The organism is Mycobacterium sp. 1165178.9, assembly GCF_001673555.1.
Classification (GTDB): domain Bacteria; phylum Actinomycetota; class Actinomycetes; order Mycobacteriales; family Mycobacteriaceae; genus Mycobacterium.
Genome location: NZ_LZMB01000402.1, coordinates 19,483 through 30,012 on the forward strand (window position 1 = coordinate 19,483; position 10,530 = coordinate 30,012).

The following is a 10,530-nucleotide window of genomic DNA, read 5'->3' on the forward strand; positions in this document are numbered from 1 at the left end:
GGCGTGGAATTCGCCGTACACGCACACTCAAAGCCCTGAACGCACACTCGAAGTCGCGAGGGCAGCCCGCACACGGCGAACTACGTCGACGGGGTGGTCCTCCGCTACGACCCGGACGACGATCCAGCCCATCCGCTCGAGCATCTCCATGCGCTTGATGTCCTTGACGTATTGCCTTCGGTCGGTGCGATGTTGATCGCCGTCATACTCGACAGCCACCATCGCCTCGTCCCACCCCAGGTCGAGGTAGGCGAAGGGGAGACCGTCCCCGCCGAGCACCGGTAGCTGTGTCTTCGGCCGGGGGAGACCGGCGTCGATAAGGAGTAGCCGCAGGTAACTCTCCCGAGGGGATTGCGCCCCCGAATCGCACAGTTCCAGCGCGGTTTCGAGCTGCCGCAGGCCGGGCGATCCTGGGTGGCGTCGGACGAGACCCAGCACATCGTCGATCTTGAAACCCGTTGCGCGCGCGAGCGCGTCTAGCCGGACGACAGCCGAACGAACCGCCCCGCGGCGCCCGATGTCAAAGGCGGTTCGCTCCGGTGTGGTGACGGCGAGCCCATCGATGGACTGCGTCTCCCCCTCGGTCAGCGCGCACCGACGCGTCAGCACGCCTCGAGGCGCGCGAGGTCTGTCGCATATCAGCTCAATGGGAACACCGTCGGGAATCCACTTGGCGCCGTGCAGGAAAGCGGCGGCGGCCCCTGCGATAACGGCTCGGCCACCAGCCCACAGCCACGCGGCTGTGACGCGCAAGTCAAGAGAGGGCACGGCATCGTTCGAGACGTAGACATCGGGAAACACCGCGCGGTATCGGGTCCGCAGCTGGTGCCGGCTCAACGCTCCACAGCGCAACGCCTCGCTGCCGACAAACGGCTCCTCCACACCGCGACCATCGCACGTCGACCGCGATGCGCGAGCACATCTGTGCACAGGCCTACGAGGCCACGTCCGCGATTGACCCTTGCGGGCAGCGCCGAACGGAGAGTGAACTTACCTCCGCACGGACTTAGTCAGTGGTTTCGATGACCGCAGAGGATCCACAGATGCGTGAGAGCCGTTGCCTGGAGGCAAAGATTTCGGCGACGGTGCTGGCGCTGGCAACGCTTGCGTTCGCCGGCTGCGGCGCCGGCAAGCCGCAAGAGCCGTCGACCACGTCGCCAACTTTTCCCCTGCGGGCCACGACGTCCGCCGTCCCGGCTGGGCCGGCGACACTCGTCGGAGAAATCGAGCGGGAACTCAGCGCGGTGCGCGCCACGCGCTACCAGCACACGACTGCCGTGGATGAGAGCAGCGGAAGCTACTTCTACGACTGCTCGGGATTCCTGGACTATGCAATGGGCCGCGTGCTGGCTGCGGATCTCAGGTCCATCCCGCACACCAAGTCAAGACCGCGGGCCGCCGACATCGAGCACTATCTGCATCGCGGACTAACCGACCCGATCGACGGTTGGCAGGCCCTGGCCCGCGTCGATGCGCTTGGCCCCGGTGACGTTATCGCCTGGCTGGCCACCGAGGACTCCACGACCGGAGACACCGGCCACGTCATGGTGGTGCTCGAGGCCCCGACCCAGGATTCCGTGCGCCCGGCCGAGTGGCTGGTTCGGGTCGCGGACTCCACGTTGAATCCGCACGCTCGCGATAGCCGAAAACCTGGTGCCACCGGCCTGGGCACCGGCACGATCGGCCTTGTCGCCGACCGCGGTACGCCCACAGCTTTTTATTGGCGTGGCGGGGCCAGCCCAGAAGCAAAGCCCACCGAGATCGCGCTCGGCCGCCCCCAAGGAACGTGAGACCGCCGACCGCACCCGGGTGAAAACCACTCCCTCTCACGCAATCACAAGAAAACACAGCAAAATCTCAGCTGCACGACGCACAGTTATCGGATGGCAGGCCAGTCCACCGCGTGGGTCAGCACGGCCCGCATGCTGCGCCGGGCCGGGTTCGGGGTGACCGGGCCCGAGGTCGACGCGGCCGTCGGCCGGGACTGGCCCGCCTACGTGGACGCGATGCTTGCCGCCGATCCCGACGCCGATCCAGGCGCAGTCGCCACGCCGATGCCCGCCCTGGACGCACCCAAGCGTCCCGGCAAGGGCGCGACGTCGGCGGCGCGCAAGCAGTACAACCAGCAGGTGTCCCAACAGATGGGTGTGCTGTCGGACTGGTGGATCCGCCGCATGGTCGGCGTGCGCCAGCCCGTGCACGAAAAGCTGACCCTGTTGTGGCACAACCACTTCGCCACCTCGGCGCAGAAGGTGCGGATCGCCGCGTACATGGCGGCGCAGAATCAGAAGCTGCGCGCGGGATCGCTGGGTGATTTTCGCGCCCTGGCGTACGGGATGCTGACCGACGCCGCGATGCTTCGCTGGCTGGACGCGCCACGCAGCACCGCCAAGGCGCCCAATGAAAACCTGGCCCGCGAGTTCATGGAGCTGTTCGCATTGGGACATGGCAACGGTTACACCGAAAGCGACGTGCGTAACGGTGCGCGGGCCTTGACCGGATGGGTAATCGGCGCCGGGAGCAAAACCTCGATGACCCCCAAACGCCATGACGCGAGCGCCAAGACGCTGTTCGGGCAGAGCGGGAACTTCGATGCCGCGGGGTTCTGCGACACCGTGCTGGCGCAACCCAAATCGGCCGGATACGTCGCGGGACGCCTGTGGCAGCAATTGGCGTCCGACGATCCGCCGTCACCCCACGTGCTCGACCGGCTGGTCGACGCCTACGGGTCCAACCGCGACCTGCGCGCGCTGACCCGGGCGATCCTCACCGACAGCGAATTCACCAGCGGCCGCGCCACGGTGGTCAACACCCCGGCCGAGTGGCTCATCGGTGTGATCCGGGCGCTGCGGGTTTCGGTCGATGACCCCAAGCGCCGCAAGATGATCGACGAGACATTGCGCACACTAGGCCAGCGACCGTTCTATCCGCCCAGCGTCGGAGGCTGGCCCAGCGGCCAGCTGTGGTTGTCCACCGCCAGTGCCGGCACCCGCCTGCGCGCCGCCACCGAACTGGCACACGCGGGCGACCTCTCCGGCATCGAGGACACCGCCGCCGGCGAACGCATCGACGCGGTCGGTTATCTGATCGGCGTCGGCTCGTGGTCGGACCGCACCGTCAAGGCGTTGCAGCCGCTGGTGCGCCAACCGGCGCAATTGGTCGCGGCCGCCGTCAACACTCCCGAATACCTGACGTCCTAGCGAGACAGCATGCCCGAGATGAACCGTCGCCGATTCCTGATCGCCAGTGCGGGCGTCGGCGCGGCCGGCCTGTTGTCGGCGGTCAGTTGGCCGGACCTGATGCGCGCCGCCCGGGACCGGCCGCTGGCCCCAGGCGCCGGTGTCCTGGTGATCGCCACGCTCTACGGCGGCAACGACGGCATCAACACCGTGATCCCCTACGCGGACAACGCCTATCACGACGCTCGCCCCGAACTCGCCTACGCACCGGGCGACGTTCTGCACCTGGATCAGCAGCTGGGGCTCAACCCGGCGATGAAGGGGCTGGCGGGGCTGTGGAAGCGGGGCCAGCTGGCCATCGTGCGCGGCGCCGGCTACCCGAAACCCGACCACAGCCACTTCCGGTCCATGGACATCTGGCAGACGGCGTCACCGGCCGAACCGGTGTCGACCGGCTGGATCGGCCGCTGGCTCGACGCCACCGGAGATGATCCGTTGCGGGCGGTCAACATCGGCGCCGTCCTGCCTCCACTGGCCGTCGGCGCCAAGTGCACGGCCGCCGCGCTTTCCCCGGGGGGCGCGCCGGGCAAGGCGGGGAAGTTCGACGCGGTGATGACCGCGCTGGGCAACGACGATCCCGACGACACCCCGGCGATGGCAGCGGTGTGCAAGGCCTACCGCGCCGCGCGCACGGCCGACACCACGTTTGCGTCGGTGAAACCCGCTGCCAGGGATCGTAATTCACTGTCAGCCCAGCTGAGCACGGTGGCTCAGGCCATCGAGGCCCGCGTTCCCGCGCGGGTCTACACGGTGCAGCTGGGCGGCTTCGACACCCACGCCGGCGAACGCGGGACGCAGCAGCGACTCCTGCAGACATTCGACGAGGCGGTCAGCGCATTCGTCCAGGAGATGGCGGGCCGCGACGTGGTGCTGATGGCGTATTCGGAATTCGGGCGCCGGGTGCGCGCCAACGCCTCGCAGGGCACCGATCACGGCACGGCCGGCCCCGTGTTCATCGCGGGCCCACCCGTCAAGGGTGGTTTCTACGGCGAACAGCCCAGCCTCGCCGACCTCGATAACGGAGACTTGAAGTACACCACCGATTTTCGTGACATCTACGCCGAGCTGCTGGCGCGAACGGTTGGGACAGATCCCACGCCGGCAGCCGGCGCCGCCCGAAACAGCCTGGGCTTCCTATCCGCCTAGCAGCGCGTTCACGCAGTCGCGGGCGATGGCCAACTCTTCGTTGGTCGGGACCACCAGCACGGCGATCGGCGAATCGTCGGCGGAGATCTGGCGTGCGCCCTTGCCGCCGCCGAGGTTGCGGCGCTGATCGAGGACGATGCCCAACTCCTCCATGCCGGCGACCGCGTCGCGGCGCACCGCCGGATCGTTCTCGCCGATCCCCGCGGTGAAGCTGATGACATCGGTATGCCCCAGCACCGCCAGGTAGGCGCCGATGTACTTGCGCAGCCGGTGCGTGAACACGCTGTACGCCAGTTTCGCTGCCTCGTCCCCGGATTCGATCATCGTCCGCAGCCGGCGAAAGTCGCGCTCGCCGGACAGACCCAACACCCCGGAGCGCTGATTAAGCATGGACTCGATGTCGTCGACGCCCATTTCCGCCGTGCGGGATAGGTAGCCGACGACGCTGGGATCGATGTCGCCGCTGCGGGTGCCCATCACCAGGCCTTCCAGCGGCGTCAGCCCCATCGAGGTGTCCAGCGGCCGGGAGCCGGCGATCGCCGAGGCGGAGCACCCGTTGCCCAGGTGCAGCACGATCTGTTTCAGGTCGCCGGCCGATCGGTCGAGGAACGCGGCGGCCTGCTCGCTGACGTAGTGGTGCGACGTCCCGTGAAACCCGTACCGGCGGATCTGATACCGCTGTGCCAGGTCGCGATCGATGGCGTAGGTGGCCGCCGCGGGCGGCAGGTCGTGGAAGAACCCGGTGTCGAACACGGCGATGTGGGCGAGGTCTGGCAGCAGTTTGCGTGCGACCTCGATTCCGTCGAGCGCGGGCGGATTGTGCAGCGGGGCCAGCTCAGACAATTCGTGGAGCCTGCCGATCACCGCGTCGTCCAGGAGCGTGGGTTGGTAGAAAGTGTTGCCGCCGTGCACCACTCGATGGCCCACCGCGACGATGCCGCTCGTCTTCAGGTCGATGCCCTCGTCGGCCAGCGTGTCGAATGCGCGGCGCAGCGCAGCGTCGTGGTCGGGAACCGACGACGATTGCTCTCCGATCCGCTCGACGAGACCGGTCGACCGCGCTTCGCCCGAATCGGGGTCGACCACTTGATATTTCAGGGATGACGACCCCGAGTTGATCACCAACACCAGGCGGGCGTCGCCACTGTCCGTCATGGCTGCCCCTGGGCCTGGATCGCGGTGATGGCCACGGTGTTCACGATGTCTTCGACCAGCGCGCCCCTGGACAGGTCGTTCACCGGCTTGCGCAAGCCCTGCAGCACGGGCCCGATGGCAAGCGCCCCGGCGCTACGCTGAACCGCCTTGTACGTGTTGTTGCCGGTGTTGAGGTCGGGAAAGATCAGCACCGTGGCGTGGCCCGCCACCGGCGAGTCGCGCAGTTTGGTGGCGGCGACGGACGGTTCGATCGCGGCGTCGTACTGGATGGGGCCCTCGACCGGCAGGTCGGGATTCCGTTTCCGCACCAATTCGGTTGCCGTCCTGACCTTGTCGACGTCCGCGCCGGTACCCGAGTCGCCGGTCGAGTACGACAGCATTGCCACCCGCGGTTCGATGCCGAACTGCGCGGCGGTGCGCGCCGACGAGATCGCGATGTCGGCCAGCTGCTCGGGTGTCGGATTCGGGATGATCGCGCAGTCGCCGTACGCCAGCACGCGATCGGGCAGGCACATCAGGAAGATGCTGGACACCGTCGAGACATCCGGGACGGTCTTGATGATCTCGAATGCCGGCCGAACTGTGTGGGCGGTGGTGTGCGCGGCGCCCGACACCATCCCGTCCACCATGGCGTTGTGCACCAGCATGGTGCCGAAATACGTGCTGTCGCGCATGGTCTCGCGGGCCTGCTCGACGGTGATGCCCTTCGCCTTGCGCAACTGTGCGTACTGCTCGGCGAACTCGTGGCGCAACGGGCTGCTGAGCGGGTCGATCACCGTGACGCCACCCAGGTCGACCCCGAGTTCTGCTGAACGCTGGCGGATTTTAGCCTCGTCACCCAGGATGGTCAGGTCGGCGACGCGGCGCTGCAGCACCCGGCCGGCGGATCGCAGGATTCGGTCGTCATCGCCTTCGGGAAGCACGACGTGCTTGCGATCCGACCGTGCCTGCAACGTCAGCTGGTGGATGAACATCTGCGGCGTTGTGACGGTGGGGATCGGGATGGCAAGCTGCGCCAGCAGATCGGTGATGTCGACATGGCTGTCCATCAGCGCCAGCGCGGTGTCGATCTTGCGTTGGGAGGTCGCCGTGACCCTGCCCCGGGCGGACGCCGCCGCGCTGGCGGTGTCGTAGGTGCCTAAGGCGGTGGCGACGATCGGCAACCGCAGCCGCAGCCCGGCGACCAGCGCGGCGATGGACGGGTGCAGCGCGAAGCCGCCGTTGAGCACGATGCACGAGAGCGACGGAAAGCCTTCCGCGGCATGGGCGCTGGCGACGGCGAGCACGACGTCCGAGCGATCGCCAGGGGTGATGACGGCGATGCCGTCGCGCAGCCGCTCCAGGACGTGGTCGGCGGTCATCCCCGCGACAAGCACGCCGGTGACCTCGCGTTCGCGCAGCGGCTCTTCGCCGCTGACCGGCGTTCCGCCGACCGCCTTTTCCAGCTCGGTCACCGTCGGCGCCGACAGCAGCGGCTCGTCGGGCAGCACATAGCTGCGCTGGGCGAATTTGCGCAGCGCTTCAGCCACGTCGGCCAGCGCCGCCGGCTCGCACCGGTTGGCCACCACCGCCGCGGTGTGGGCGTGCTGGGCGTCCAACTCGGCCAGGCAGACGTCGACGACGCTGGCGATCTCCGCGGCCGTGCGCCCGTTGCCGCTCACCGTCAGCAGTAGCGGCGCACCGAGGTTGACCGCGACGGTCGCCAAAGTCGGTGTGTTTAGGCCCATTACGCGCTCCGAATCAAACGACCGTGACTACATCCTGGAACTGTTGCTGACACGGACCACCGCGTGGTAGGCGTCGACGATCCGGGCGATCGCGGCGTCACCGTCGGCGTGCAGCTGCTGATAGGTGACGCCCACGCACTGCTCGTACGACAGACCCGCGGTGGTCCGTGTCAGCAACAGTTCCAGGATGTAGTCACGGTCGTTTGATTCGGAGCGCGTAATGGGCCTAAACACACCGACTTTGGCGACCGTCGCGGTCAACCGGTGCAGCAGCCCCAGCGCGATCGTCGATTTGCCGGTCTCCGGCTCGGGGGCGGCGATATAGATCGCGGACACGGAACCGGTGGCCACCGGAGTGCGCCTATCCGGCCAGCCGCCGCAGCCGCGGCGCCAGGTCCTTCTCGAAGAGCTCCAAGAACCGGCGTTGGTCGTGGCCGGGGGCGTGGAACACCAGGTGGTTGAGACCCCATTTCACGTACTGGCCGACCTTTTCGACCGCCTCGTCGGGATCGGACGCCACGATCCAGCGCTTGGCGACCTGTTCGATAGGCAGCTCGTCCGCGGCCTTCTCCATCTCCAGCGGGTCGTGAATGCTGGTCTTCTGCTCGGCCGTCAGCGACAGCGGCGCCCAGAACCGGGTGTTCTCCAGCGCCTTGTCCGGGTCGGTGTCGTAGGAGATCTTGATTTCGATCATCCGGTCGACGTCGTCCGGGTTCTTTCCGGCCGCCTCCGCACCCTCCTTCATCGCGGGCATCAGCTTGTCCTTGTACAGCTCCTCGCCCTTGCCGGAGGTGCAGATGAAGCCGTCGCCGGCGCGACCCGCGTATTTGGCCACCTGCGGGCCGCCCGCGGCGATGTAGATCGGGATGCCTCCCTCCGGAACGTCGTAGATGGAGGCGCCCTTGGTGTGGTAGTACTCGCCCTCGAAGTCGACGCGGTCGCCCAGCCACAGTTCACGCATCAGCCGCACCGATTCGCGCAGCCGGGCATAGCGTTCCTTGAATTCCGGCCATTCGCCCTCGTATCCGGTGGCTATCTCGTTGAGCGACTCGCCGGTGCCGACGCCGAGGAAAATGCGGTCCGGGTACAGGCAACCCATCGTGGCGAACGCCTGCGCGATGACGGCGGGGTTGTACCGGAAGGTCGGCGTGAGCACCGAGGTGCCCAGCACCAGCCGCTTGGTGCGCTCGCCGACGGCGGTCATCCAGGCCAGCGAGAACGGTGCGTGTCCACCCTCGTGCCGCCACGGCTGGAAGTGGTCACTGACGGTTGCGCTGTCCATGCCGTGCCCTTCGGCGGCGACAGCGAGTTCGACGAGCTCGCGCGGTGCAAATTGTTCAGCGGACGCTTTGTATCCGAGTTTCAGTTCAGCCACGAGTCTTTTCTACTCCTGTGCCGATGGTCGCGACTGGCTGGCTTCTACACTCGCGGGCATGGGATCGGCGCCAACGCTCGTTCAAGTGACCGACACGGTGTACCTCGCGCAGGGAGAGGCCGTGAACTGGACGCTGGTCGTCGACGGCACCGGCGTGATGCTGATCGACGCCGGATATCCCGGCGACCGCGAGGACGTGCTGTCGTCGCTGCGGGAGCTGGGTTACGGCCCCGGCGACGTGCGCGCCGTGCTGCTCACACACGCCCACATCGACCATTTGGGCTCGGCGATCTGGCTCGCCAACGAATACGGCACCGACGTGTATTGCCACGCCGAGGAAGTGGGCCACGCCAAACGCGAGTATCTGGAACAAGCGTCGGTTTTCGATGTCGCCCTGCGCATTTGGCGGCCGCGCTGGGCGGCCTGGGGGCTGCACGTGCTGCGCAGCGGCGGCCTGATTCGCGACGGCATCCCGTCCACCCGGCCGCTGACCGACGAGGTGGCCGCCGGTCTGCCCGGCCACCCGAGGGCGGTGTTCACCCCCGGGCACACCAGCGGGCACTGCTCGTACGTGGTCGACGGCGTGCTGGTCAGTGGCGACGCGCTGATCACCGGGCACCCGCTGCTGCGCCGTGCTGGGCCGCAGCTGCTGCCGGCGGTGTTCAGCAAGAGCCAGCGGAATTCGCTGGATAGCCTGGACACACTGGCCCTGCTGGACACCGATGTCTTGCTGCCCGGGCACGGCGATGCGTGGCGCGGCCCGATCCGGGAAGCGACCGCACGGGCCATCTCGTTGGCCGGCGGCCACTGACTTCGGGCGAGTGCGTGACTCCCGAACGTGCTAGCACATTCGCTAGCTGCAATCGGAAACGCTTGTCCTTCGAACCCGTTGTGACGGAAAGTCAAGCCAGCCACTTCTCGAACGCGATCGGAAGAAAGGGGCCCCAGTCGGGCAGCGGGTCCGGCGGTATGCGCGTGTACCCCGTCGCGTCATAGAGCGCCTCGGCCTCGGGCTGCCGATTGCCGGTGATCAGGTAGAGCCGCCGGTACCCCCGAGCCAGGGCCTCGGCCTCCAGCGCCGCCAGCAGCGCCCTGGCGTAACCGCGGCGCCGATGAGCACCGTCGGTCCAGATCCGTTTGAGTTCAGCGGTGTTGGCGTCGTAACGGCGAAACGCACCGCCGGTCACCGGCACGCCGTCCAGCACGCCGATCAGCAGGCCGCCGTCCGGCGGCGCCAACTCCGCCCGCGGCACCGGCAACCAGGTCAGGTGCGTGCTCGGCGTGCCGCCGTATCGCTGCGCATACTCGACGGCCAGTTCGGCAAGCAACGGCTGTGCCAGCGGATCGTCGTGAGTTGCCGACACGAACCGCAGTTGTAAAGAGCTTGATTCCGGCATCACCACAACTCAAACACGTGTCGCGGTGATGTATTCCGGGGTGAACTCCGCGCCGGGCAGCGTCCGACGCCGCCTGCCCATCCCCATCGCGCTCAGCAGTTCGGTGATGCCAAGGCCAGCCGTGTCCCAGCCGTTCGACGCCAAATAGTCTGGCACATAATGGTATTCGCCGGGATACGTCAGGCTGGCGAGGTCGACGTCCAGGCCGCGCTGCCGCCAGCCGTCCACGAAAGCGCGCTCGGCCCCGAGCTGCAACGGATTCCAGGTGGGCATGTGATCGGCGGCGAACCGGCTGCCCGCGGCGCTCGCGGCGGTGATGCCGTCCAGCACTTGACTCTGCTCGCCGGGCGGCAGGTATCCGACGAGCAACTGCTCGGCGACCCAGACCGTGGGCTGCGCGGCGTCGAACCCGACCCGCCGCAGCGCCGCCGGCCAATCCTGGCTTAGATCAATGCCGATCGCACGCCGGTGGGTGGCCAATTCGGCGTCCA

9 protein-coding genes and 1 pseudogene are annotated in these 10,530 nt (G+C 67.6%); 4 read left to right on the top strand and 6 right to left on the bottom strand.

Going from position 1 to position 10,530, the window contains the following annotated elements:
- Positions 1-27: 27 nt before the first annotated feature.
- Positions 28-882 carry an endonuclease domain-containing protein gene (locus tag A5652_RS17615; RefSeq protein WP_067354109.1) on the bottom strand — a complete coding sequence of 285 codons (855 nt, stop codon included), beginning with the start codon at positions 880-882 and terminating at the stop codon, positions 28-30.
- Between the two features lie 161 nt (positions 883-1,043).
- Between A5652_RS17615 and A5652_RS17620 the strand changes: the two genes are divergently transcribed.
- From A5652_RS17620 to A5652_RS17630, 3 genes are all read left to right on the top strand, one after another.
- A complete protein-coding gene (locus tag A5652_RS17620) occupies positions 1,044-1,790 on the top strand; it encodes a hypothetical protein (protein ID WP_067354112.1) in 747 nt (248 codons plus the stop codon).
- 93 nt (positions 1,791-1,883) lie between these two features.
- Positions 1,884-3,200 carry a DUF1800 domain-containing protein gene (locus A5652_RS17625; RefSeq protein ID WP_067354115.1) on the top strand — a complete coding sequence of 439 codons (1,317 nt, stop codon included), beginning with the start codon at positions 1,884-1,886 and terminating at the stop codon, positions 3,198-3,200.
- Between the two features lie 9 nt (positions 3,201-3,209).
- Positions 3,210-4,385, top strand: a complete 1,176-nt coding sequence (locus A5652_RS17630; RefSeq protein WP_067354119.1) for a DUF1501 domain-containing protein — start codon at positions 3,210-3,212, stop codon at positions 4,383-4,385.
- Here A5652_RS17630 and A5652_RS17635 read toward each other — a convergent pair.
- From A5652_RS17635 to fgd, 3 genes and pseudogenes are all read right to left on the bottom strand, one after another.
- Positions 4,374-5,540 carry an acetate kinase gene (locus A5652_RS17635; RefSeq protein WP_067354128.1) on the bottom strand — a complete coding sequence of 389 codons (1,167 nt, stop codon included), beginning with the start codon at positions 5,538-5,540 and terminating at the stop codon, positions 4,374-4,376. The genes A5652_RS17630 and A5652_RS17635 overlap by 12 nt on opposite strands.
- A pseudogene (gene pta, locus A5652_RS17640) lies at positions 5,537-7,603 on the bottom strand (phosphate acetyltransferase). Before pta ends, A5652_RS17635 begins: the two are co-directional and overlap by 4 nt.
- Positions 7,604-7,628: 25 nt before the next feature.
- Positions 7,629-8,642, bottom strand: coding sequence for a glucose-6-phosphate dehydrogenase (coenzyme-F420) (gene fgd / locus A5652_RS17645; protein ID WP_067354132.1), 1,014 nt, complete (start codon positions 8,640-8,642; stop codon positions 7,629-7,631).
- Positions 8,643-8,700: 58 nt separating this feature from the next.
- Between fgd and A5652_RS17650 the strand changes: the two genes are divergently transcribed.
- Positions 8,701-9,453, top strand: coding sequence for an MBL fold metallo-hydrolase (locus tag A5652_RS17650; RefSeq protein ID WP_067354135.1), 753 nt, complete (start codon positions 8,701-8,703; stop codon positions 9,451-9,453).
- A gap of 91 nt (positions 9,454-9,544) precedes the next feature.
- Here the strand turns inward: A5652_RS17650 and A5652_RS17655 are convergent, their stop codons facing one another.
- Both A5652_RS17655 and A5652_RS17660 read right to left on the bottom strand, forming a co-directional pair.
- Positions 9,545-10,039, bottom strand: a complete 495-nt coding sequence (locus A5652_RS17655; RefSeq protein ID WP_156745402.1) for a GNAT family N-acetyltransferase — start codon at positions 10,037-10,039, stop codon at positions 9,545-9,547.
- Positions 10,040-10,048: 9 nt separating this feature from the next.
- Positions 10,049-10,530, bottom strand: a 482-nt coding sequence (locus A5652_RS17660) for a class I SAM-dependent methyltransferase (protein WP_197513995.1), incomplete at its 5' end; no start/stop codon positions are given.